We start from the raw sequence: 20,975 nt of genomic DNA on the forward strand, positions 1-20,975 counted from the left end.
GCGGCGGCCGCCGGCCACCGCCCCCTTCCTTACCCGGTGACGGTCAGTCGTTCGGCGCCTCGGGATCCCGGGTCAGCGGCCGCCGCTCCCCCGTCTGCCCCGCCGCGATCTCCGCGTCGGTCAGGAACTTCACCGCCTGGCCGATCGAGCGGCGCGAGCCCCAGCTCATGGCGGTGACGCGGGCGCCGCCCGAACGGGCGTTGACCACGGCGTCGGCGCCGAGCCGCACCGCGCGCTCCCAGAGCTCGCGGAAGACCTTGTCGCGCGACGGCGAGCGGCTGAAGATCGTGGCCTTGCGGACCTCGGCCCGGACCTCGCCGAGGATCCGGTAGGGCCGGTCGGTAATGTCCTGGTCGGTCACCGGCGGCCGCGCCGCGACGACCTCGGCCCAGGTGGCCGGCGTCGGCGGCAGCGCGTCGCTATTATTGCCCTGCGCCCAGACGGCCGCGCCGACATTGAGCGCCGCGACGCCGGCAAGGACGAGCATATGTTTCCTGATCAACGTGATTCTCCCCCCAGAGACGGATGAGCAAGTCTCTGTCATGTCTCGGGAAAGCCGGCAAGGGTGGTGTTTGGGCGGGTCCTCCACCCGCAGGTCTTCGGCGGGCCCGGGGATTTGGTTCACGCGAAGGCGCGAAGGCGCGAAGAGGCTCCAGTCCTTCTCGTCGCGAAGCGCATCATATCGAAAGCCGTGGAGAGTGTGCCGGCTTCGCCGGAAACGCGCTGCTTCGGCACTTTCTCGGCACCTTTGCGCCTTTGCGTCTTTGCGTGAGATCAACCTTCTTCTCTTCTGTGGGCGGAGCGATCACAGCCTTGTCGCCGGGAAGCGCCAGCCATTATACCGAGGCTGTGTTTCGTCACGCTATTCTTGCCGCTGTCCTCCTGCTGCCCTCTTGCGGGTTCTCAGGCACGGAGAGCGATCGGGTTTTGCGGCAGAATGAGATCGAGGGCTTTCAGGTGGCTGACACGAGGTTGCCTGCCAGCGCCACCAATGTTCGCGTCTTCGAAACACGTTTTCAGGACACCCTCATGATGTTGTCCTTCGAGGCCAGCGAAGCTGATGCCCGCCGCTTCGCGACCCAAATCCTGCGTATGCCTCCAACGCGAGACGGGGTTGCGAGCGTGGATGGGGGAGATATGGCGCCGTCCTGGTGGCAGCCCCGCCGAACGCCCCAATCCGAGGCCGGGAGCTGGAGCAGCGATCGGCAGCAGCTGAACGTCAAGTTGCTGCTGGTTCCGGCCGGCGGCCGGGCAACGGTCTGGCTGATCGGGGGCTGGGACTGAGGTGCTTCGCACACCTCCTTCCTGTGGATAGAACACTCCAAGAACCTTGCCCCACGGACTCCCACCCTCCTATACCTCCCCCATGTCAGACCTGTTCGCGTCCTCCACCCGCCCCGGCACCGACTACGACGCCTCCGCCATCGAGGTGCTCGAAGGCCTGGAGCCCGTCCGCCGGCGCCCCGGCATGTATATCGGCGGCACGGACGAGCGGGCGCTGCACCATCTCGCCGCCGAGGTCATCGACAACAGCATGGACGAGGCGGTCGCCGGCCATGCGACGCGGATCGAGGTCATCCTGGAGGCCGTCGAGGGCACGCCGGGGCGGCTGACCGTGATCGACAATGGCCGGGGCATCCCGGTCGACGAGCATCCCAGATATCCGGGCAAGTCCGCGCTGGAGGTGATCCTCACCACTTTGCATTCGGGCGGAAAATTCTCGGACAAGGCCTATGCCACGTCGGGCGGCCTGCACGGCGTCGGCGTCTCGGTGGTGAACGCGCTGTCGATCGAGACGGTGATCGAGGTGGCGCGCAACAAGCAGGTCTTCCGCCAGACCTTCGCGCGCGGCCTGCCGACCTCGAAGCTGATCGAGGTGGGCAGCACCCAGAACAGGCGCGGGACGACGACCAGCTTCACCCCGGACCCGGAGATTTTCGGGGCCGACGCCCGCTTCAAGCCGGCGCGCCTCTACCGGCTGGCGCGGTCCAAGGCCTATCTGTTCGCGGGCGTCGAGATACGCTGGCGCTGCGATCCCGCGCTCGCCACCGAGGAGGTGCCCGAGGAGGCGGTCTTCCAGTTTCCGGGCGGGCTCGCCGACCACCTCAGGGAGCAGGTCGGCGACAAGGAGGTGGCGACCAACGTCCCCTTCACCGGGCGGCACGCTTTCCCCAACGAGCAGGGCAGTGTCGAATGGGCGGTGGCCTGGCCGGTCTGGGGCGAGGGCGACCAGAGCTGGTATTGCAACACGATTCCCACGCCCGACGGCGGCACGCACGAGCAGGGCTTCCGGCTGGCGCTGACCCGGGGGCTTCGGGCCTTCGGGGAATTGGTCGGGCAGAAGAAGGCCAAGGACATCCAGGCCGAGGACGTGGTGACGGGCGCCGAGATCATGCTCTCCGTCTTCATTCGCGAGCCGCAATTCCAGAGCCAGACCAAGGACCGGCTGACCTCGCCCGACGCGGCGCGGCTGGTCGAGACCGCGGTCAGGGACCATTTCGATCATTTCCTCGCCGACCATATGGAGCGCGGGCGTGCCTTATTGGGCTTCGTCCTCGACCGGATGGACGAACGGCTGAAGCGGCGGCAGGAGCGCGAGATCAAGCGCAAGACCGCCACCTCGGCGCGGAAATTGCGGCTGCCTGGCAAGCTCACCGACTGCGCCAATGACGATCCGGCGGGGACGGAATTGTTCATCGTCGAGGGCGACAGCGCCGGCGGGAGCGCCAAGCAGGCGCGGGACCGCAAGACGCAGGCGATCCTGCCGATCCGGGGCAAGATCCTGAACGTCGCCAGCGCGACCGCCGACAAGATCCGCGCCAATACGGAGATTGCCGACCTGATCCTGGCTCTGGGCTGCGGCACCCGGGACCGGTGCAATGTCGACGATCTGCGCTACGAGCGGGTGGTGATCATGACCGACGCCGACGTCGACGGCGCCCATATCGCGACCCTGTTGATGACCTTCTTCTTCCAGGAAATGGCCCCCATCGTCCGCGACGGGCATCTCTTCCTCGCCCAGCCGCCGCTCTACCGGCTCTCCGCGGGCGGGACGGTCGCCTATGCGCGGGACGATGCGCATCGCGCCGAGCTGGAAGCGAGCCTGTTCAAGGGGAAGAAGGTCGAGGTGTCGCGCTTCAAGGGCCTCGGCGAGATGAACCCCTCGCAGCTGCGCGAGACGACGATGGACCCGAAGTCGCGCGGGCTGATCAAGATCTGTCTGCCCCAGACCTACGAGGAACGCGACCGCGTTCGCGACCTGGTCGACCGGCTGATGGGCCGCAATCCCGAACACCGCTACCACTTCATCCAGCATCATGCGGCCGAGCTGGACGAGGAAGCGATCGACGCCTGATGAGTCGCAGGCGCCGCAAGCTGCCACCGCCGCCGCAAGGCGCGCTCTCCGCCTGGACGATCCAGCGGGCGACGGTGACGGGGCTCGGCTTCGGGCTCGCCGCTTTGCTCGTCTCCGCCTTCGCGGAGAGCCGGGCGATGCTCTGGGTCTATGCGGCCTTGCTGCTGCTGACCATGGTCTGCGGCGCCTCGATCCTCCTGATCAGCCTGGTCGACGCCCATGCTCGGCAGCGCGGCGAGAGGGTGCGGCCGATCCGGATGTTCGACCTGACGATGGGCGCCTTGCTCGTGCTGCCGGCGGGCTGGGGGCTGTACCGGATCTGGGCGCTGCTGGGTCTATAGGCCCGGGCCTATGAGGCGTCGGCGCCGGCCTCGCTGAGCGCGGCCTCGATCATCCGCTGCCAGGTGGCGAGGTCGCCGGCCTGGGCCATGGCCGGATCGGGCTCGCGCAGGGTCTTGAGGATCGCGATGGCGTCGTCGCGATAGTCGCGCCAGGTGGCGTCGACCTCCGCGGAGGCGGAGCAATCCTCGCCCTCCGCATTGGCGCTGAGCACGCGGCCGGCGATCACCCTCGCGATCCGCTCGACGACGTCAAGGTTGGAAACCGGCATGGCAAGCTCCTCAAGAAGTCCCGGAGGTGTAACGGTGGAGCGGCGGGAGGGTTTCGCCTATGTTCGCGCGACCGGGGAGGATCTCATGCTGAAACGCCTGCTTGTCGTCTTGCTCGTCATGGTCGCCGCGCCCGTCCTGGCGCAGCCGCAGCCGGTCGCCAGCCCGGCGCTCCGCGGCGCGGCCGAGCGGGTGGTGGCGCTGCTCAGGGGCGAGGCGCAACCCGCGGCGATCTTCACTCCCGCCTTCCGCGCCCAGGTGCCCGAGGCGCAGATCCAGGGCGTGATCGCCCAGTTCACTGCCCAGTATGGCGCGGTGCAGGGACTCCAAGGCGTCGATCCCGCCTCGGCGGAGGCGGGCGTGATCCACATCCGCTACGAACGGGCGATCGTACACATGCAGCTCGCCATCGAGCCGGCGCCGCCGCATCTCGTCCAGGGCCTGCAGCTGACCGGCGCCGACATGGCGGGCGACACGATGGAGGCGGTGCTCGCCGAGCTTGGCGCACTGCCCGGGCAGGTGAGCTTCGCGGTCGCCCGGCTCGGCGACGGCGCCCCGGTGCTGACCTCCAGCTTGGGCCCGGACCGGGCGCTGGCGATCGGCTCGACCTACAAGCTCTTCATCCTCGCGGAACTCAGCCGGCAGGTGCAGGCCGGCCAAAGGCGCTGGAGCGATGTCGTCGCGGTCGACCGCCGCTCGCTGGCCGGCGGCATCGTCGGCGGCCTGCCGCAGGGCGCGCCGGTGACGCTGCACACGCTCGCCTCGCTGATGATCTCGATCAGCGATAATAGTGCGACGGACATCCTGCTGCACGTTGCCGGCCGCGAGAATGTCGAGCGGATGATGGCGACGATGGGCGTGCGCGACCCGGCCCGGAACCGGCCCCTGCTGTCGACGCTGGAGCTCGGCCTGCTCAAGACCGCGCCCGCCATCAGTTTCGCGCTCTGGCAGCAGGCGGACGAGGCGACGCGGCGGCAGCTGCTCGCCAACGAATATGCGGCGCGCGATCCGTCGCGGATCAATATCGCGCTGTTCGCGGGCAACCCGATCCGGATCGACAGCGTCGAATGGTTCGCGTCGGCGAGCGACCTGACGCGGGTGATGGACTGGCTGCGCCGCCATGCGGACGAGAGCGCCAGGGCGATCCTCGCGATCAATCCGGGCCTGCCGCCGCAACAGCGCGGCAGCCATGCCTATGCGGGCTTCAAGGGCGGCTCGGAGCCCGGCGTCGCCAACCTCACCTATCTCGTCCGGACGCGGGCGGGCGGCTGGTATGCGGTCAGCCTGGGCTGGAACAATCCGGCCGCGCCCGTGGACGAGAACCGGCTCGCGGGGCTCGCGGCGCGCGCGGTGATGCTGCTTCGTTAGTTTACCGGCATCGCTTCCCTTCGCCCACAATGACGGCGGGCTGATTAACCCTATCTTTGCCCTCCGCGGCTAGGCTCGCGCGCCTGACTTTCGGGAGCGGACGATGAACGCGCGCACCTTCGGGAAAAAGGGCACTGCCAGCGGCGAGAGTGCCGCTGCCTCGCGCCGCGCCGCCTTCCTCGCGCAGGAGCGGGCGCGGGCCGACGGCGAGAGCCGGGTCGCTGAAACCGACGTCTTCCCCGCGGCCGGGCCGGTGAGGACGATCGCCGACCGGATCGAGTTCGTCGAGAAGCCGAAGAAGGTGCGCGCGCCCGTGGGGCCGCGCTCGCTGACCCTGGCCTGGGCGCTCTGGTTCCCGTGGGGCCTGGCCGGCGCCCACCGCCTTTATCTCGGCCGCTATGCGAGCGGGGCCATCCAGGCGGCGATCTTCCTCGCCTGCGTCACCGCGGTCTTCGGCTTCCAGATCTACCCGGCCTTTGCAGGCCTGGTCCTGTCGTGGCTATGGATGCTCGTCGACGGCATGAGGCTCAAACAGATGCACGCCGAGGCGGTGGGCACGCCCAGGGGCGCGGAGCTCGTCGAGGTCTAGCTCGCGACCGCCGGCGCGATCAGCGGGAAGCGGGGGATGTCGACGGGGAAGCTGGAGCCGTCCGCTGCGATCATGAAGTAGCGGCCCTCCATCGACCCGGTCGGCGTGCCCAGGGGACAGCCCGAGACATAGTCGAACGAAGCGCCCGGCTCGAGCACCGGCTGCTCGCCGACCACGCCCTCGCCGCGCACCTCCTGGCGGGAGCCGCGGCCGTCCGAGATCACCCATTCGCGGCTGACCAGCTGCACCGCCTGCCCGCCGTCATTCTCGATGCGGACATGATAGGCCCAGAACCAGCGCCCCTGCCCCGGCTCCGACTGCTCGGGAAGGAAGCTGACCGAGACCCGGACGGTGATGTCGTTCGTGGTCGCGCTGTGGGGGAAGAGCTCTTTCACATCCTTTTCCTGTGCCGGGCGGGCGGCAAGGTCAACTCCCCGCCGGTGTTCCGGATGGGGAGGATGAAGCGCCCATGCGCCTGAGGCGTTCCACCAGCCGCTCGCGAGCGGCGAGAATCTCCTGTCGGCGGTCGGTCAGCACATGCTCCGCGAGCAGGTCGCCGGTGACCCGCATCGCGGCGCGGATGGTACGCGGAATGGCCGCCATCTCTGCCTCGTCGAGGCCGAAGCCGAGCTGGCCGAGCAGCAGCAGCTCGTAGCGGACAAGGGCCAGCGCCCAGCCCCGCGCGCTGGGCGCCGCCTCGATCGCGGTCAGCACGCCGTCCAGCCCTTGATAGAGGGCGGGATAAGGCTGGCCTTCGGGCAGCGCCGCCGCGGTCAGGGCCGTCGTCCAGTCGATAGCCGCCGACGCGAGCGGCTCGGAGAGCAGGAAGGCGCGGCTGTGGATCAATTCGACGGCGAGGTGCGGCAATTGCTCCTCGGTGCGCGCCCGGTAATCAGCCTGGACGACATTGCCGGGCACCAGCACCGGCCGCAGCCGCCGCGACTTGCCGCCGCGCACATAGCCGGGACGCAGGCCCTCCGCGGGGGTCAGCGCGCGGACGATTGCGCCATGCTCGCCATGCGGGCGGACGGCTAGGATGATGGCCTGGGTGTCGAGATGCACCGGGGCATTTAGGCACGCGGGCCCCGATGGGCCAGCAGCTTAGAGGCCCAGGGCGGGGAGCAGCAGTTCCAGGCCTTGGACGGAGGAGCCGGCGGTGGCGGTCGCGGCCTCGACCGGGCGCTCGTAGCGGGCACCGGCCCAGAGCTGCTCGGCGAAGCGGCGGACCGTGCGCCGGCGGCGGTGCGGCATCAGGGTCGCGGCAGCACCCAGCCGGAGCGAGTCAAGCTGATCGAAGCTGAAAGTGGGATGGCTGTCGCGGCGATCGTCGAGCAGCCGGCACAGGCTTTCGAAGCGGCCGCGAACCAGCGCGTTGACGCGCCGGCCGTCGCGCGTCGCCAGCTCGAAGCTGTGGCTTACGATCGTGGTCAGCGGGTGGCCATCGGCGAGCGCATGGCCGAGCGCGGCGCGCATCTCATTGGTCGAGACCGCGCAGAGCTGGAGGTGGCGGAGCCCGCCGTTCCGCCCGCCGATTTGCGAAACCGGAAGCTCGACCAGCCCGCCGATGCGGACCGGTGCGATCGCGCGCGGCGGCAAGGGCAGGTCGCTCGGGAAGGGATGATGGCTGCCGTTGTGGCTCGAATCGGCGATGAAGCCGAGCTCGGCAAGCGCCGCGAGCGTGTCGGCATTGGCGGCATAGGAGCCGCCGCGAAAGGCGGTCGGGCGCGGCGCGCCGGCGGCGACCAGCAGGTCCCGTCCGAGGGCGATCAGGCGCTTCTGCTCCGCCCTGCCGAAAGAGGTCAGCTCGATGCCGGCGGGATCGCGGCCCTCGGCGACGGCTTGCCATTGGGCATGGAGATGGAGCTGGACCTCCTGCCCGGCGGCGAGGATCGGCGCAACGATCTGGCGGATCGGTTCGATCCCGTAGAGCAAGGCCGGCATCGGATCGACGAAGAAGCAGGCCTTGAGCCGGTGCCGCGCGAGCGTCTCGAGCTGGCAGGCCAGCCCGACGCCCGCCGGCTCGATGCTGCGCTCGAAATTGGCGCGCCAGCAATCGCCCGGCTCGTAATGGCGCCAGGTGAGCTCGGTATCCACGCTGAGAAGCACGGGCGCCTGCATCGGCCGGCCATAAACCAGGTGAAGGAAAGCAATCGTAAATGGCCCATTCCGGCACAGGGGCGCCGCCGCAGGCCCGGCGGTAACCCCTTGCATACGACTTTGCGCTAGGCGGGCCCGCGCAGCGCGAAGGAGTATCCATGGCCATCTTCAGCGACGACGATCTCGACCGGCTCAGGTCCTATTATCCCGAGCGCCCGGGGGAGCTGAGCCACACGCTGACCGGCCATCCTTTGCTGACGCTCGAATCGCTGGTCGAGCTCGGCAAGCGCCTGCCGCGCAAGAGCGTCGAATATAATGCCGGCGACCTTCCCTATGGGGTCGATCCGGACAAGGTGAGCCACACCGGGCTCTCGGTCGAGGACACGATCCGCGGCATCGAGGAATGCGGCAGCTGGATGGTGCTGAAGAATGTCGACCAGGACCCGGCCTACAAGGCCCTGCTCGACGAGGCGCTGAACGAGCTGGCGCCGGTGATCGAGCCGGTCTCGGGCGAGATGCTGACCCGGGTCGGCTTCATCTTCGTCTCCTCGCCCGACGCGGTGACCCCCTTCCACCTCGATCCCGAACACAACGTCCTGCTCCAGATCCGCGGTTCCAAGACGATGATGATCGTCCCCGGCGAGAAGGACGTGGTGCCCGACGAGAAGCACGAGGCCTATCATGTCGGCGGCCACCGCAACGTGCCCTGGCAGGACGATTACGAAGGCCGCGGCCACAAGTTCGAGCTGACGCCAGGCGATGCCGTGCACGTGCCCTTGATGTGGCCGCACTGGGTGAAGAACGGACCGGAGCCGTCGATCAGCTTCTCGATCACCTGGAAGTCGCGCTGGGTCTATGAGGAGGCGGATGCGCGGGGGATGAACCATCTGCTGCGCAAATGGGGGATGAACCCGGCCTCGCCCGCCGCCTTCCCGAAACGGAGTGCCGGCAAGGCCTATGCCTATCGGGCGCTGCGCAAGGCGGGCGTGCTGCCCAAGGGGGCGTAACTTCCTCCCCAATCGGCGATTGGGGAGGAAATTATCCGCCAGGGTGGAAATAATCGTAGACCTTGCGCGCCACCGAAGATGAGATTCCGGGCGCTTTCTCCAGATCCTGCAGAGCCGCGTTCCGCACCGCCCGCGCAGTCCCGAAATGCATCAGCAGCGCGCGCTTGCGGCCCGGGCCGATGCCCGGCACGTCGTCGAGCGTGCTGCCGGTGAAGGCCTTGGCGCGCTTTTGGCGGTGGGCACCGATGGCGAAGCGGTGGGCCTCGTCGCGAAGACGCTGCAGGTAGAAGAGCACCGGCGCGTTCATCGGGAAGGTGATCTCGCGCCCGCCGGGGAGATGGAAGATCTCGCGGCCGGCATTGCGGTCCGGGCCCTTGGAGACGGCGACGACGGGGACGTCGTGGACGCCGGCATCCTCCATCACCTCGCAGACGGCGCTGAGCTGGCCCTTGCCGCCGTCGATCAGCAAGAGGTCCGGCCAGTCGCCTTTCGAGCGGTCCGGATCCTCCTTCTCGAGCCGGGCGAAGCGGCGGCCGAGCATCTCGCGCATCATCGCGAAATCGTCGCCGGGCGTGGTCTCGGCCCGGCGGATGTTGAACTTGCGATACTGGTTCTTGCGGAAGCCCTCGGGCCCGGCGACGATCATCGCGCCGACCGCATTCGTGCCCATGACATGGCTGTTGTCATAGACCTCGATCCGCTCGGGCGGCTCGGGCAACTCGAAGGCGTCGGCGATCTCGCGCAGGTTCCTGGCCATGGTCGAGGTCTCGGCGAGGCGGCGGTCCAGTTCCTCCTCGGCATTGCGCGCGGCCTGCCTGATCATCCGCACCTGGTCGCCGCGTTGCGGCACCCTGAGCTGCACCTTGCGGCCGGCGCGTTCGGTAAAGGCCTCGGCGAGCAAGGCGGTCTCGGGCATGGCCCGGTCGGTCAGGACCAGAGGCGGCGGCGGGACCTCCTCGTAGAACTGGACAAGAAAGCTTTGCAGAACCTCAGCTTCCGGCACGTCGTTCGTATGGGCCGGGAAGAAGCTGCGATGCCCCCAATTCTGCCCGCCGCGGATGAAGAAGGCCTGGATGCACATCGTCCCGCCCTTGCAGGCCAATGCGAAAATGTCGGCATCGCCGAGCCGCTCGGCATGGATGACCTGGCTGCCCTGGACATAGGTGAGCGCGCGCAGGCGGTCGCGATAGACCGCGGCCAGCTCGAAGTTCATCGCCTCCGACGCTTCGGACATGAGCGTGCCGAGCTTCTGCTGGATCTTGGTCGACTTGCCGCCGAGGAAATCCTTGGCGTCCTGGACCAGTTCGTCATAGCCGGCCGCGTCGATCCGGCCGACGCAGGGCGCGCTGCAGCGGCGGATCTGGTAGAGCAGGCAGGGCCGCGTCCGGTTGGCGAAAAAGCTGTCGGTGCAGCTTCTTAGCAGGAAGAGCTTCTGCAGGCTGTTAAGCGTGTTGCGGACCGAGCCGGCGCTTGCGAACGGCCCGTAATATTGGCCCTTGTAGCGGCGCGCGCCGCGGTGGAGCTGGACGCGGGGGAAATCGTGATCCTCGCGCAGCAGGATGAAGGGAAAGCTTTTGTCGTCGCGCAGCAGGACGTTGTAGGGCGGCCGGTAGCGCTTGATCAGCTGCGCCTCGAGCAGCAAGGCCTCGGCCTCGCTGTGCGTGGTCACGATCTGCATGGCGCGGGTCTGCGAGACCATGCGCTGGATCCGCTTCGGCTGGCGTGCGACCTGGGTATATTGGGTGACGCGGTTCTTCAGCGCCCGCGCCTTGCCGACATAGAGGACGTCGCCGCGCGCATCGAGCATCCGGTAGACGCCGGGGCGCACCGGCAGCGTCTTCACCACGGCGCGGATCGCCGCGACGCCCGCATCGAGGTCAGGCTTGTCGGAACCCTTCAGCGCATAGGTCGCCTTCTCCTCGTTGAAGCGGGTGGCCGCGTTGGGAAAGTCGGGGCGGTCGGCGGACATGGGGACGATCTAGGGATTTGGCGCGCCTCCCGCCACCATGATAAGCCTGCGCCATGGCCAGCGCCGACGATTTCCGCCGCCTCGCCCTCGCCTTCCCCGGCGCCGAGGAGCAGGCGCATATGGGCCATCCGGATTTCCGGGTGGGCGGTAAGATCTTCGCGACGCTGCACGGCGCCGGCAAGGGCACTGGCGCGGTGATGCTTCTGCCCGAGCAGCAGGAGCTGGCGATGGCCGCGGAGCCCGAGGCGTTCCGGCCGGCCGCGGGGGCGTGGGGGCGCGACGGATCGACCGTGGTGGGCCTCGCCGAGGTGTCCGACGAGTGGCTGGAGCGGGCGCTGGCCTGGGCTTGGGCGAAACGGGCGCCCAAGTGAGTTTCCTCTCCATCGTGCCGATGGGGAGGAGAACCGGCAATTTGCCGGTGGAGGGGTAACAAGCGGGGAGTCGGAGGGCCTTACCCCTCCACCACCAAAATTGGTGGCCCCCTCCCCAATCGCCGATTGGGGAGAAGAAATCAGCGCCGGCCGAGCTCCGCGATCGTCGAGTCGATCATCGCCTTGTCGGCGGCGGCGTCGAGCTTGTCACGGATCAGCATCTCGGCGGCGGCAGAGGCGGCAAGGGCGGCCCTGGCGCGGACCTCGTCCAGGGCGGCGCGCTCGGCGGCGGCGATCTTGTCCTCGGCCATGCGGGTGCGGCGCTCGACCAGCGCGGCGGCGTCGGCTTCGGCCTTGGAGACGATCGAATCGGCCTCGGCGCGGGCGCGCTCCAGCATGGTCGCGGCCTCGGCCCCGGCCTGGGCCGACTTGGCCTCATATTCGGCCTTCAGCGCCTCGGCCTCGGCGCGCAGGGTCGCGGCCTCGTCCAGCTGCTCGCGGATGCCGGCGATCTTCTTGTCGAGCGCCTTGCCGATCAGCGACGGGACGCGCTTCCAGAGCAGGATCGCGAAGACGGCGACCATGGCGAGGGCGATCCACATCGGCGGGGTGAGGCCGAGGGCGGTCGGTTCCTCGTGATGCGCGGCCGCGCCGCCATGCGCCTCGGTGGTCGCATGGGTCTCGCCCGCCGCGGGGGCGGGATGGGCGTCGTTCGCTACCGGGAGGTTGTGATTAGCCATTGGCCATTGCCGCCTTCACGGCCCGCTTCGCGTCGGCGGCGGAGACGCTCACCCCCGCCAGTCGGCTCACCATGTCCTGCGCCGCCCCGGCGGCGACGTCCTCGATCTCGGCGAGCGCCGCATCGGCCGCCGCGCGGATCCGCGCTTCGGCTTCCTCGACCTTCGCCTGGTTCGCCTCGGCGGCGACCCGCATCCGCTCCTCGGTCGCCCTGGCGGAGGAGGCCTTGGCGGCGGCCGACACCTTCAGCGCCTCGGCCCGGCTCTCGTCGATGCGGGCGCGATAGGCCGCCTCCGTCTCGTCGGCCGCGAGCCTTGCCGCCTGGGCGGCGGCGAGATCGTCCGCGATGCGCTTGTCGCGCGCCTCAACGGTCGACTGGATCTTCGGCAGCATCAGCTTGCCGATGCCGAAATAGATGACGGCAAGGACGAGCAGCAGCCAGAAGAGCTGCGAATAGGCGACGAGCGCGATCTGATTGAGCTGAGGCATCGGCCTTCCTCCGGCAGCGGGCGGGGCCTGCGCCCCGGCCCGCCGCGTCCGCTCCTAAACGGCGTAGAGGATGATCATGGCGACGACGAAGGCCATCAGGCCGAGCAGCTCGGCGGCCGCGAAGCCGATGAACAGGCGGCCCTGCTGACCGTCGGCAGCCGCGGGGTTGCGGATCGCGCTGTTGAGGAACTGACCGAAGACGATGCCGACGCCGATGGCGGCCGCACCGACGCCGATGGCCGCGAGGCCGGCGCCGATCACTTTGGCTGCGAGAAGTTCCATTGATAATCTCCTTTGTGAAACGGTTGGAAAGCTAGTGAAGATTCACGGCGTCGTTGATGTAGAGCGACGTCAGCAAGGCGAAGACATAGGCCTGGATCGCGCAGACGAGGATCTCGAGCGCCATCACGCCGATGATGAAGACGAACGAGACAGCGCTGATCGCCGGCCCGATCGCGCCGCCGGCATTGAGCCCCTGCACGACGAAATTGGCAAACACCTCGACCAGGATGTGGCCGGCGATCATCGCCACGAACAGTCGGATGGCGAGGCTGAACGGACGCACCATGAAGGAGATGAACTCGATCGGCACGATCAGCAGCTTGAGCAGGAATGGCGTGCCGTGGGGCACGAACAGTGAGAAGAAGTGCAGCTTGTGCCGCCAGAAGCCGGTGATCAGCACGATCGAGAAGCTCATCACCGCCATCACGCCGGTGATCGTGAACTGGCTCGTCACGGTGAAGGGATGCACGCCGACCAGAGCGAGCGGCATCAGCCCGAGCAAATTGGCGAAGAGGATGAACATGAAGATGGTGAAGACCCAGGGGACGAACTTGCGTCCCTGCGGTCCGACGCTCATCGACAGCATCGATTCGACGAAGCCGGTGACACCCTCGACCATCGCCTGCCAGCGGCCGGGAACGAGCTGGCGCTTCATCCCGCCGAGCATGAACAGCCAGAGGAGCGCGAGGATGATGAGCATCCACAAGGCGCTGTTGGTGAAGACGAAGGGGCTCCCGTCCAGATTGCCCGCGAGCGGGTTGATCTGGAACTGGTGCATCGGGTCGATTCTGGATTCGGCCGCCACTTAGTCGCTTCCCTCAGCCCGTCCGGGCTTCTGCGTTGAAATCTTCCACACTTCCCAGACCGCGGCGATGAAGCCGAGCAGCACCGCCACGACCCAGGCGCCCCGCGTGCCGGCGAGACGATCGATCAGCAGACCGATCAGCGCCGCACCGAGCGGAAACCCGACCAGAACCGAGAGAACGCGGTAGGCGGGCGACCGATAGTAGACCATATTGTCCGCCATCGGGCCGTTCGCGCCGGTCCGCTTCGCCTCTTCGGCCTGCGCTCTGGCGAGCCGCTCATCGAGCGAGGCCAGTCGCGCATCCTGGGGAGACTTCGGGTCCTGCCCGGGCTCGTCTTCCTGCACGTCGTCCTTCTCCTGTGCCGCCGCACGCTTGGGAAAGCGCGATGCACGAGGGCGGGGGACATGCCGGCGAACGAACCCGCCAAGGCGCGGTCCCTTTAGCAAGGCAGGGGGCCAAGTCAACACATCCATGCTGCACCGCATCATCGCGCGGAGGCTGGCGTAACAACGCGCGGCAGGATAATCGGGCGGCAATGTTGAATCCGCTTCTCTTTTCGCTCGCCCTGAGCGCCGCGGCCCCGGCCCCCTGCCCGGCCGACACGGCCTGCGTCATCCGCGACACCGAGACGTACAGCTTCCGCTTCACCTATCCGATGGCGGCGGCGCGGATCGCGGGGCTGGACGGGCTCCTGCGCGAGCGGGCGACCGAGGCCGAGGCCGCGCTCGCCGAGGCGGCGGCCGAGAATGGTCAAAACGGACGGCTGCGCTTCGAGACAAATTACCGCCTGGACGCGGAGCTGCCGGAGATCGTCGCGCTGACCGGCACCACCGACGCCTGGGACGGGCAACGGGTCGAGACGATCATGTTCGATCCGCGTAACCGCGAGCGGCTCGACCTGGTCAATCTCTTCGGCGCCGAGACGTTCGACAATTTCTTCTTCTGGAGCCGGCCGCGCGGCATCAGGGCGGCGCAGGACAGCTTCTGCCATGCGCTGTCGGAAGCGGTCCGCGCCCGTCGCGCCGAGCTGCAGCTGCGCGAGCTCGACATGGCCTGCCCGGACATCGAGGATCAGCAGGTCGCCCCGATCTGCAACGGCCGCGGCCGCATCCTCGCCATGCGGGCTTATGTGACGCCGGAGGATTCGCGGGCGGTCGATCCGGACGCGCCGCGTCCTTACGCGATCGATTTCGACATGACCGCCGAGATGATCGGGGTGATGAAGCAGCGCTACCGCGTCGCCTTCGGCCTCCCCGGCGAGACGCGGGGACGGCGGCGGCGGAGCTGTCCGGGCGCCTGACCCGCGGATTCCTCCGAAATGGAGGAATTATCCTGCATTTACTTCGGCTTACGTCCCGGCCTAATTTCCACGCATGGCCGACGCCTCCGAAGACGGCAGCGGGCATCGCGCCCGGTTGCGGCAGCGCCTGTTCGAGGGCGGGCCGGACGCTTTGCTCGACCATGAGCTGGTCGAATATCTGCTCGCCCTGGCGATTCCCCGCCGCGACACCAAGCCGCTCGCCAAGAAATTGCTGCGCGAGTTCGGCGGCTATGGCGGGCTGATGGCCGCGGACCCGGCCGCGATCGCGCGGGTCGGCGAGCTGAGCGAGGGCGCGGTGGCGGCGCTGAAGATCGCCCAGGCCTCGGCGCTGCGCCTGCTCGAGCAGGGGGTGAAGGCACGGCCCGTGCTCGCCTCCTGGCAGGCCCTGCTCGACTATCTGCGCGCCGACATGGCGCACCTGCCGGTCGAGCATGTCCGCGTGCTCTTCCTGAACTCCCGCAACATCCTGATCGCCAACGAGCAGATGTGGGAGGGCTCGGTCGACGAATCCGCGGTCTATATCCGAGAGATCATGCGCCGCGCGCTCGACCTGCACGCGACCGCGATCATCGTCGTCCACAACCACCCGTCGGGCGATCCCTCGCCGAGCCAGCAGGACATTCGCCTCACCCGCGACCTTGCCGAGGCGGGGCGCCACCTCAACGTCACCCTCCACGACCACATCATCATGGGCGCGAACGGCCACAAGAGCCTGCGCGCGGAGGGGCTGATCTAGGGCCAGAGAAACGGCGGCGACGGCCCCGCGCGGACCATGCGCAGGCGCCAGCTTTCCCGCCAGCCGGAGGACCGCCGCACCTCACCGGTGACGAGCCAGGCATCGGTTCCGTCGGGGGTCCATGACGTGCGGCGATCGGGTTCCGCCGTGGGCGGGTCGGCATAATCCAGGAACTGCACGCCCGTGCCCATCGGGACGAGGCGGCCATAGCGCTGCCCGCCGTCGGGCGCGCGGTAGCGGTAGCCGGTCGACCTGGCCATGATGTCGTGGAGATAGCTGGTGTAGCCCGAGACGGGTGCCGCCCCGCCCTCGATGAGGTAGCGGTCCTGCATGAACATGCCGTAGGCCGGCGAGAAGCAGCGCATGTCGGTCCGCCGCCCGCCGGGGAAGGTACCGCGCCAGCACCAGCCGGCGAGGCCGGCCAGCGCCATGATCCGCGGCCTGATCGCCGCCATGCCCGTCGTCCAGCCCGCCTGGGAGTCCGCCACGACCAGGACAGTCTCTTCCTCGGAGCCCTGGGCATAATGAAAGACCATCTCGACCGTCTCGCCCGCGACCAGGCGACGGCGGAGGCGGAGCAGCATCAGGTGACGGCTCGCCCCCGGCCTGAGCTCCAGTAGCCGCTCCGGCGGCATGAAGAGGGACTCCCCTTCCAGGTGAAGGCCGCCATCGCCCGCGGCGAGAAGTTCGATCCGCTCGGCGCAGTCGCAGGTCACGCGGACCAGCCGGTCCTCCTGGTGGCTCGAATTGCGGAGCGTGAAATAGAGCGCGGCGTTCGCCCCCGCGGGGGCGGCGACGACGATCGGATTGATGGGTCCGCGCGCCGTGATCGACGTCAGCATCATGGCCAGCAGCAGCGACATGGCGAAGCTCCCCGGACGCTCGATCAGGCCATGGTGGGCGCGGGAAGATGAGCCGGGGATTTACGGCCTGGTCTAGCGCGGTGCCGTCGCCGGCCCGACGCGGGTGAAACGCATCGTCCACATCTCGCGCCAGCTGCCGTCGGCCTGGCGGGCGGAGGTCGTGCGCGAATAGGCGTCGCCCTGGCCGCTCTGCACCGTGCGCAGGGTCATCGCCTGGCCGTTGCCGCCGACATAATTCTCCTCGGGGAAATTGATTCCGAGCGGGGCGGGATCGGCGAAACCGCTGCTATAGCCGCCGTCGGTCGCATAATATTCGAAGCGGAGCCGCCGGGCCTGCGGATCCCAGCGGTAGATTGCCTCACCGCCATAAGGCGTCGGCCCGCCCTCGACGACATGAACGTCGCGGATGTAGCGGCCGCCGAGCATCGCCGTGTAGCAATGGGTGTCGGTGCTCGTGCTGTTCGGGAAGGTCGCGCGCCAGCAAGAGCCGACGAGGAAGGCCAAAGGCTGCAACTCGGTGGCCAGCGCCGGCGTCTGCGCCGTCTGCGCGGCGAGCATTGCGATCGCCAGTGCAAGCATTGAAGTCCTCCCTTGCCGACGATTTGAACGATCATTCAAACATGGTCAAGAGCATTTGAACGATCGTTCAAACCGGGCCCTCGCCTGCCGTCCGGGAGCGCGCTATCCTCCGGCCATGACCATCGACCGCCGCTCCCTGCTGCTCGGCGCCGGCGCGAGCCTGACGCTCGCCGGCTGCGGGCGCGAGGCGGGACAGGAGGCCGCAACCCAGCCGCCGCCCGCGCCCGGCAAGGCGGGCCGGCTGATCGCGGCGGCGCGGCGGCAGATCGGGGTGACGACCAGCTGGAACGGCACCTATGCCGAGCTCGCCTTTCCCGGCGGCGACGTGCCGCGGAGCACAGGCAGCTGCACCGAGGTGATCATTCGCGCCTATCGCGATGCTTTGGCGGAGGATCTGCAGGCGCTGGTCAATGCCGACATGCGCCGGGCCTTCGCCGCCTATCCCAGGACCTGGGGCCTCAGCCGGCCCGATCCCAATATCGACCATCGCCGCGTGCCGAACCTGCGCACCTGGTTCACGCGCCACGGCGCCTCGCTGCCCGTGCCGCGCGACGCCTCGTGCTGGCAGCCGGGCGACATCTTCACCTCGCTCGTGGAGAATCGCAGCACCCATATCGGCCTGGTCTCCGACCGGCGCGGGCGAAATGGCTGGCTGATCATCCACAATATCGGCCTCGGCGCCCGCGAGGAGGATGCGCTGCGCGACTGGCCGGTCACCGGCCGCTACCGCTGGGGCCTCGCCTGAGCGCTTCCGTTGCGCCTCGCCCGCCGCATTGCTAGGCGCGCGCCATGATCCCCCGTTATGCCCGCCCCGCCATGACCGCCCTCTGGGAGCCGGAGACGCGCCTGCGCATCTGGTTCGAGATCGAGGCGCATGCGCTGGACGCGATGGCCGAGCTCGGCACGGTGCCGAAGGCGGCGGCGGAAAGGGTCTGGGCCTGGTGGGCGACGAAGCCTGAGATCGACGTCGCCGCGATCGACGCGATCGAGGCGGTGACCAGGCATGACGTGATCGCCTTCCTGACCTGGGTGGCGGAGCAGGTGGGCCCCGAGGCGCGCTTCCTCCACCAGGGGATGACCAGCTCCGACGTGCTCGACACCTGCCTCGCCGTGCAGCTGAAGCGGGCGGCGGACCTGCTGATCGCCGACCTGGACGAATTGCTCGCGGTGCTGAAGCGCCGCGCGCACGAGCACAAATTGACCCCCACGATCGGCCGCAGCCACGGCATCCATGCCGAGCCCGTGACCTTCGGGCTGAAGCTGGCCCAGGCCTATGCCGAATTCTCGCGCAACCGCGCCCGGCTGGCGGCGGCGCGGGACGACGTCGCCACCTGCGCCATCTCCGGCGCGGTCGGCACCTTCGCCAATATCGACCCGCGCGTGGAGGCGCATGTCGCCGCGGTGATGGGGCTGAAGGTCGAGCCCGTCTCCACCCAGGTGATCCCGCGCGACCGGCATGCGATGTTCTTTGCCACGCTCGGCGTGATCGCGTCCTCGATCGAGCGGCTGGCGATCGAGGTCCGGCACCTGCAGCGCACCGAGGTGCTCGAGGCGGAGGAATATTTCTCGCCGGGGCAGAAGGGCTCCTCGGCCATGCCGCACAAGCGCAACCCGGTGCTGACCGAGAATCTGACCGGGCTGGCGCGCATGGTGCGGTCGGCGGTGACGCCCGCGCTGGAGAATGTGGCGCTCTGGCACGAGCGCGACATCTCCCACTCCTCGGTCGAGCGCTATATCGGCCCGGACGCGACGATCACGCTCGACTTCGCGCTCGCCCGCCTCACCTCCGTGGTCGACAAATTACTGGTCTATCCGGAACGGATGCAGCGCAATCTCGACCGGATGGGCGGCCTCGTCCACTCCCAGCGCGTGCTGCTCGCCCTCACCCAGGCCGGCGCCACCCGCGAGCAGGCCTATGCCCTCGTCCAGCGCAACGCGATGAAAGTCTGGGAGGCGGACGGGCAGCTCAGCCTGCTGGACCTGCTCAAGGCCGATCCCGAGGTGACCGCCCTGCTCTCACCTGCCCGGATCGAGGCCGAGTTCGACCTCGACTATCATCTCAAGCATGTCGACACGATCTTCGCGCGGGTGTTTGGCGACTGATCAGCGGTGACCGCGGGCCGGCGGCCGGGTCAGGCTCAGGTAGATCGTCTCGATCAGGCTGTCGCGGGCAATGAAGCCGTCGGGCAGGCCGAAGGGATCGACCAGCCGCATCGCCTTGATCTGCTCGAGCGTGCGTCGCTGCCGGATTGCGCGGGCAACGGAATCGCGCAGCGAGCGCAGCATGTCGCGATAACGGACAAGGTCGGCGCGGCGCGCCATCGGGCCGTGGCCGGGGATGATCCGCGTCTCCTCATTGGCGAGGCCGAGCGCCGTCTCCACCGCCGCGATCGCGCCGTCGATCGAGCCGCCGCTGTCCAGATCGATGAACGGCAGCAGCCCGTTGAAGAAGGTATCGCCCATGTGGAGCACGTTGGCGCGCGTCCAGTAGATCAGGCTGTCGCCGTCGGTGTGGGCGTGGTCGACATGGATCGCGCGGATGTCGTCGCCGTTCAGGTGGAAGGTCAGATCCTCCGAGAAGGTGATCACCGGCAGCGCGCCCGAGGGCGAGGGCGGCACCCGCTCGCCGCGCACCACCTGCGCCATCGTCATGCGGATGCGGACATTGTCGTGCGCGACGATCACCGTGCCGGTGCGGCCGAGATTCTCGTTCCCGCCGGTATGATCGCCATGCCAGTGGGTGTTGAGGACATAGCGGATCGGGTCCGGGTCAAGCGTCCGCACCGCCGCGATTACCCGCTCCGTCGCCGGCGCATATTGGTCGTCGATCAGGATGTTGCCGTCGGCGCCGTAGGACACCCCGATATTGCCGCCGCGGCCGAACAGGACGGCGACGCCGGGCGCGATCCGCTCGACCCTGAGCTCGGGCCGGGGCGGCGGCTGCTGGGCGGCTGCGGGCAGCGCGTGGCACAGGATGAGAGCGGCGAGAAGCTTGCGCATGACGTCCCCTTTCAAGCGCGGGTCGGCCTCCTATCTTGGCCGTAACGACCCGGAGGTTTCAAGCATGGCCGATCTTTCCGCTTTCCCCGTCACCACCCGCTGGCCCGCGGAGCATCCTGACCGCATCCAGCTCTACGGGCTGCCGACGCCGAACGGGGTGAAGGTCTCGATTATGCTGGAGGAGACCGGCCTGCCCTATGAGCCGCATCTGATCGACATCCTGCAGAACGAGAGCTGGACGCCGGAATATCTGTCGCTCAACCCGAACGGCAAGATCCCCGCGATCATCGATCCGGACGGACCCGGCGGCAAGCCGCTCGGCCTGTTCGAGAGCGGCGCGATCCTGATCTATCTGGCGGAGAAGAGCGGTCAGTTTCTGTCGAGCGACCCGGGAACGCGCTACCAGACGATACAGTGGCTGATGTGGCAGATGGGCGGGCTCGGGCCGATGTTCGGCCAGCTCGGCTTCTTCCACAAATTTGCGGGCCGGGAATATGAGGACAAGCGCCCGCGCGACCGCTACGCGACGGAATCCAAAAGGTTGCTCGGCGTGCTGGAAACGCGCCTCGAGGGCCGCGACTGGATCATGGACGAGTACAGCATCGCCGACATCGCGACCCTGGGCTGGGTGCGGAACCTGATCGGCTTCTACGAGGCGCGCGAGATCGTCGATTATGACTCACTCAGGAATGTGCCGGCCTGGCTCGACCGCGGGCTGGCGCGGCCGGCGGTGCAGCGGGGGATCACGATCCCGGCGCGGGTTTAGTTGAACCGGTCCCAATCCCTCGCGCTCTAGG

At 68.4% G+C, this 20,975-nt stretch carries 26 protein-coding genes; 12 read left to right on the top strand and 14 right to left on the bottom strand.

Annotation, left to right across the window (positions count from 1 at the left end; all coding sequences use genetic code 11):
• Positions 1-43 precede the first annotated feature (43 nt).
• Positions 44-502, bottom strand: coding sequence for a hypothetical protein (locus VEC11_RS16430; protein ID WP_464134402.1), 459 nt, complete (start codon positions 500-502; stop codon positions 44-46).
• A 23-nt stretch (positions 503-525) separates the two neighbouring features.
• Between VEC11_RS16430 and VEC11_RS16435 the strand changes: the two genes are divergently transcribed.
• From VEC11_RS16435 to VEC11_RS16445, 3 genes are all read left to right on the top strand, one after another.
• Positions 526-1,284, top strand: coding sequence for a hypothetical protein (locus VEC11_RS16435; RefSeq protein ID WP_464134405.1), 759 nt, complete (start codon positions 526-528; stop codon positions 1,282-1,284).
• Between the two features lie 82 nt (positions 1,285-1,366).
• Positions 1,367-3,355, top strand: coding sequence for a DNA topoisomerase IV subunit B (gene parE, locus VEC11_RS16440; RefSeq protein ID WP_464134410.1), 1,989 nt, complete (start codon positions 1,367-1,369; stop codon positions 3,353-3,355).
• Complete coding sequence (locus tag VEC11_RS16445) at positions 3,355-3,696, top strand: hypothetical protein (RefSeq protein WP_464134414.1); 342 nt, start codon at positions 3,355-3,357, stop codon at positions 3,694-3,696. The genes parE and VEC11_RS16445 overlap by 1 nt, the downstream gene beginning before the upstream one ends.
• Positions 3,697-3,704: 8 nt before the next feature.
• On the opposite strand, the gene VEC11_RS16450 is transcribed toward VEC11_RS16445, so the two are convergent.
• The gene (locus VEC11_RS16450) at positions 3,705-3,965 is read right to left on the bottom strand and encodes a hypothetical protein (RefSeq protein ID WP_464134419.1); all 261 of its coding nucleotides are present in this window, start codon (positions 3,963-3,965) and stop codon (positions 3,705-3,707) included.
• A gap of 85 nt (positions 3,966-4,050) precedes the next feature.
• Here VEC11_RS16450 and VEC11_RS16455 point away from each other — a divergent pair, with 85 nt between their 5' ends.
• Together VEC11_RS16455 and VEC11_RS16460 are read left to right on the top strand one after the other, a co-directional pair.
• The gene (locus VEC11_RS16455; protein ID WP_464134425.1) at positions 4,051-5,331 is read left to right on the top strand and encodes a serine hydrolase; all 1,281 of its coding nucleotides are present in this window, start codon (positions 4,051-4,053) and stop codon (positions 5,329-5,331) included.
• Positions 5,332-5,434: 103 nt separating this feature from the next.
• Positions 5,435-5,920: a TM2 domain-containing protein gene (locus VEC11_RS16460; protein ID WP_464134428.1), complete on the top strand. Its 486-nt coding sequence runs from the start codon at positions 5,435-5,437 to the stop codon at positions 5,918-5,920.
• On the opposite strand, the gene apaG is transcribed toward VEC11_RS16460, so the two are convergent.
• From apaG to VEC11_RS16475, 3 genes are read right to left on the bottom strand one after another with little or no spacing between them, the layout of a single operon-like run.
• Positions 5,917-6,315 carry a Co2+/Mg2+ efflux protein ApaG gene (gene apaG, locus VEC11_RS16465; protein ID WP_464134432.1) on the bottom strand — a complete coding sequence of 133 codons (399 nt, stop codon included), beginning with the start codon at positions 6,313-6,315 and terminating at the stop codon, positions 5,917-5,919. The two genes, VEC11_RS16460 and apaG, sit on opposite strands and share 4 nt — an antisense overlap.
• 31 nt (positions 6,316-6,346) lie before the next feature.
• The gene (gene recO, locus VEC11_RS16470) at positions 6,347-6,982 is read right to left on the bottom strand and encodes a DNA repair protein RecO (protein ID WP_464134436.1); all 636 of its coding nucleotides are present in this window, start codon (positions 6,980-6,982) and stop codon (positions 6,347-6,349) included.
• 39 nt (positions 6,983-7,021) lie between these two features.
• Positions 7,022-8,038, bottom strand: coding sequence for a polysaccharide deacetylase family protein (locus VEC11_RS16475; protein WP_464134441.1), 1,017 nt, complete (start codon positions 8,036-8,038; stop codon positions 7,022-7,024).
• A 137-nt stretch (positions 8,039-8,175) separates the two neighbouring features.
• Between VEC11_RS16475 and VEC11_RS16480 the strand changes: the two genes are divergently transcribed.
• Positions 8,176-9,024 (top strand): cupin-like domain-containing protein, encoded by an 849-nt coding sequence (locus VEC11_RS16480; protein WP_464134445.1) that lies wholly within the window; start codon positions 8,176-8,178, stop codon positions 9,022-9,024.
• A gap of 31 nt (positions 9,025-9,055) precedes the next feature.
• On the opposite strand, the gene uvrC is transcribed toward VEC11_RS16480, so the two are convergent.
• Positions 9,056-10,993: an excinuclease ABC subunit UvrC gene (gene uvrC / locus VEC11_RS16485; RefSeq protein WP_464134450.1), complete on the bottom strand. Its 1,938-nt coding sequence runs from the start codon at positions 10,991-10,993 to the stop codon at positions 9,056-9,058.
• Positions 10,994-11,046: 53 nt separating this feature from the next.
• Here uvrC and VEC11_RS16490 point away from each other — a divergent pair, with 53 nt between their 5' ends.
• Positions 11,047-11,364, top strand: coding sequence for an MmcQ/YjbR family DNA-binding protein (locus VEC11_RS16490; protein WP_464134453.1), 318 nt, complete (start codon positions 11,047-11,049; stop codon positions 11,362-11,364).
• Between the two features lie 140 nt (positions 11,365-11,504).
• On the opposite strand, the gene VEC11_RS16495 is transcribed toward VEC11_RS16490, so the two are convergent.
• From VEC11_RS16495 to VEC11_RS16515, 5 genes are read right to left on the bottom strand one after another with little or no spacing between them, the layout of a single operon-like run.
• Entirely contained in the window at positions 11,505-12,104 is a 600-nt protein-coding gene (locus tag VEC11_RS16495) for a F0F1 ATP synthase subunit B family protein (RefSeq protein ID WP_464134456.1), read from the bottom strand.
• The gene (locus tag VEC11_RS16500; RefSeq protein ID WP_464134459.1) at positions 12,097-12,591 is read right to left on the bottom strand and encodes a F0F1 ATP synthase subunit B family protein; all 495 of its coding nucleotides are present in this window, start codon (positions 12,589-12,591) and stop codon (positions 12,097-12,099) included. Before VEC11_RS16500 ends, VEC11_RS16495 begins: the two co-directional genes overlap by 8 nt.
• 54 nt (positions 12,592-12,645) lie before the next feature.
• Positions 12,646-12,873 (bottom strand): F0F1 ATP synthase subunit C, encoded by a 228-nt coding sequence (locus VEC11_RS16505; RefSeq protein ID WP_464134461.1) that lies wholly within the window; start codon positions 12,871-12,873, stop codon positions 12,646-12,648.
• Positions 12,874-12,904: 31 nt separating this feature from the next.
• The gene (locus VEC11_RS16510) at positions 12,905-13,678 is read right to left on the bottom strand and encodes a F0F1 ATP synthase subunit A (protein ID WP_464134464.1); all 774 of its coding nucleotides are present in this window, start codon (positions 13,676-13,678) and stop codon (positions 12,905-12,907) included.
• Positions 13,679-14,023, bottom strand: coding sequence for an AtpZ/AtpI family protein (locus VEC11_RS16515; RefSeq protein WP_464134467.1), 345 nt, complete (start codon positions 14,021-14,023; stop codon positions 13,679-13,681).
• A 191-nt stretch (positions 14,024-14,214) separates the two neighbouring features.
• Between VEC11_RS16515 and VEC11_RS16520 the strand changes: the two genes are divergently transcribed.
• Both VEC11_RS16520 and radC read left to right on the top strand, forming a co-directional pair.
• Positions 14,215-14,979 carry a hypothetical protein gene (locus tag VEC11_RS16520; protein ID WP_464134469.1) on the top strand — a complete coding sequence of 255 codons (765 nt, stop codon included), beginning with the start codon at positions 14,215-14,217 and terminating at the stop codon, positions 14,977-14,979.
• Positions 14,980-15,052: 73 nt separating this feature from the next.
• Positions 15,053-15,736: a RadC family protein gene (gene radC, locus VEC11_RS16525; RefSeq protein WP_464134473.1), complete on the top strand. Its 684-nt coding sequence runs from the start codon at positions 15,053-15,055 to the stop codon at positions 15,734-15,736.
• Here the strand turns inward: radC and VEC11_RS16530 are convergent.
• Entirely contained in the window at positions 15,733-16,599 is an 867-nt protein-coding gene (locus tag VEC11_RS16530) for a copper chaperone PCu(A)C domain-containing protein (protein WP_464134478.1), read from the bottom strand. The genes radC and VEC11_RS16530 overlap by 4 nt on opposite strands.
• Before the next feature lie 72 nt (positions 16,600-16,671).
• A complete protein-coding gene (locus VEC11_RS16535; RefSeq protein WP_464134483.1) occupies positions 16,672-17,178 on the bottom strand; it encodes a hypothetical protein in 507 nt (168 codons plus the stop codon).
• Between the two features lie 115 nt (positions 17,179-17,293).
• Between VEC11_RS16535 and VEC11_RS16540 the strand changes: the two genes are divergently transcribed.
• Both VEC11_RS16540 and purB read left to right on the top strand, forming a co-directional pair.
• Complete coding sequence (locus tag VEC11_RS16540; protein WP_464134486.1) at positions 17,294-17,923, top strand: DUF1287 domain-containing protein; 630 nt, start codon at positions 17,294-17,296, stop codon at positions 17,921-17,923.
• Between the two features lie 44 nt (positions 17,924-17,967).
• A complete protein-coding gene (gene purB, locus VEC11_RS16545) occupies positions 17,968-19,281 on the top strand; it encodes an adenylosuccinate lyase (RefSeq protein WP_464134491.1) in 1,314 nt (437 codons plus the stop codon).
• Here the strand turns inward: purB and VEC11_RS16550 are convergent, their stop codons facing one another.
• Entirely contained in the window at positions 19,282-20,178 is an 897-nt protein-coding gene (locus VEC11_RS16550; protein ID WP_464134493.1) for an MBL fold metallo-hydrolase, read from the bottom strand.
• Between the two features lie 64 nt (positions 20,179-20,242).
• Here VEC11_RS16550 and VEC11_RS16555 point away from each other — a divergent pair, with 64 nt between their 5' ends.
• Positions 20,243-20,944 carry a glutathione S-transferase N-terminal domain-containing protein gene (locus tag VEC11_RS16555; protein WP_464134499.1) on the top strand — a complete coding sequence of 234 codons (702 nt, stop codon included), beginning with the start codon at positions 20,243-20,245 and terminating at the stop codon, positions 20,942-20,944.
• Positions 20,945-20,975 lie beyond the last annotated feature (31 nt).

It is taken from the genome of Allosphingosinicella sp. (assembly GCF_035626655.1).
In the GTDB taxonomy this organism is placed as follows: Bacteria; Pseudomonadota; Alphaproteobacteria; order Sphingomonadales; family Sphingomonadaceae; genus Allosphingosinicella.

Excerpts from the sequence above, each read along its gene's own strand:
- VEC11_RS16535 (WP_464134483.1), bottom strand. The coding sequence starts at position 17,178 with ATGCTTGCACTGGCGATCGCAATGCTCGCCGCGCAGACGGCGCAGACG.
- VEC11_RS16455 (WP_464134425.1), top strand. The coding sequence starts at position 4,051 with ATGCTGAAACGCCTGCTTGTCGTCTTGCTCGTCATGGTCGCCGCGCCC.
- VEC11_RS16475 (WP_464134441.1), bottom strand. The coding sequence starts at position 8,038 with ATGCAGGCGCCCGTGCTTCTCAGCGTGGATACCGAGCTCACCTGGCGC.
- VEC11_RS16555 (WP_464134499.1), top strand. The coding sequence starts at position 20,243 with ATGGCCGATCTTTCCGCTTTCCCCGTCACCACCCGCTGGCCCGCGGAG.
- purB (WP_464134491.1), top strand. The coding sequence starts at position 17,968 with ATGATCCCCCGTTATGCCCGCCCCGCCATGACCGCCCTCTGGGAGCCG.
- VEC11_RS16435 (WP_464134405.1), top strand. The coding sequence starts at position 526 with ATGAGCAAGTCTCTGTCATGTCTCGGGAAAGCCGGCAAGGGTGGTGTT.
- VEC11_RS16480 (WP_464134445.1), top strand. The coding sequence starts at position 8,176 with ATGGCCATCTTCAGCGACGACGATCTCGACCGGCTCAGGTCCTATTAT.
- VEC11_RS16550 (WP_464134493.1), bottom strand. The coding sequence starts at position 20,178 with ATGCGCAAGCTTCTCGCCGCTCTCATCCTGTGCCACGCGCTGCCCGCA.
- VEC11_RS16460 (WP_464134428.1), top strand. The coding sequence starts at position 5,435 with ATGAACGCGCGCACCTTCGGGAAAAAGGGCACTGCCAGCGGCGAGAGT.
- VEC11_RS16505 (WP_464134461.1), bottom strand. The coding sequence starts at position 12,873 with ATGGAACTTCTCGCAGCCAAAGTGATCGGCGCCGGCCTCGCGGCCATC.
- VEC11_RS16495 (WP_464134456.1), bottom strand. The coding sequence starts at position 12,104 with ATGGCTAATCACAACCTCCCGGTAGCGAACGACGCCCATCCCGCCCCC.
- VEC11_RS16445 (WP_464134414.1), top strand. The coding sequence starts at position 3,355 with ATGAGTCGCAGGCGCCGCAAGCTGCCACCGCCGCCGCAAGGCGCGCTC.
- parE (WP_464134410.1), top strand. The coding sequence starts at position 1,367 with ATGTCAGACCTGTTCGCGTCCTCCACCCGCCCCGGCACCGACTACGAC.
- radC (WP_464134473.1), top strand. The coding sequence starts at position 15,053 with ATGGCCGACGCCTCCGAAGACGGCAGCGGGCATCGCGCCCGGTTGCGG.
- VEC11_RS16450 (WP_464134419.1), bottom strand. The coding sequence starts at position 3,965 with ATGCCGGTTTCCAACCTTGACGTCGTCGAGCGGATCGCGAGGGTGATC.
- VEC11_RS16540 (WP_464134486.1), top strand. The coding sequence starts at position 17,294 with ATGACCATCGACCGCCGCTCCCTGCTGCTCGGCGCCGGCGCGAGCCTG.
- VEC11_RS16530 (WP_464134478.1), bottom strand. The coding sequence starts at position 16,599 with ATGTCGCTGCTGCTGGCCATGATGCTGACGTCGATCACGGCGCGCGGA.
- VEC11_RS16520 (WP_464134469.1), top strand. The coding sequence starts at position 14,215 with ATGTTGAATCCGCTTCTCTTTTCGCTCGCCCTGAGCGCCGCGGCCCCG.
- VEC11_RS16500 (WP_464134459.1), bottom strand. The coding sequence starts at position 12,591 with ATGCCTCAGCTCAATCAGATCGCGCTCGTCGCCTATTCGCAGCTCTTC.
- uvrC (WP_464134450.1), bottom strand. The coding sequence starts at position 10,993 with ATGTCCGCCGACCGCCCCGACTTTCCCAACGCGGCCACCCGCTTCAAC.
- VEC11_RS16490 (WP_464134453.1), top strand. The coding sequence starts at position 11,047 with ATGGCCAGCGCCGACGATTTCCGCCGCCTCGCCCTCGCCTTCCCCGGC.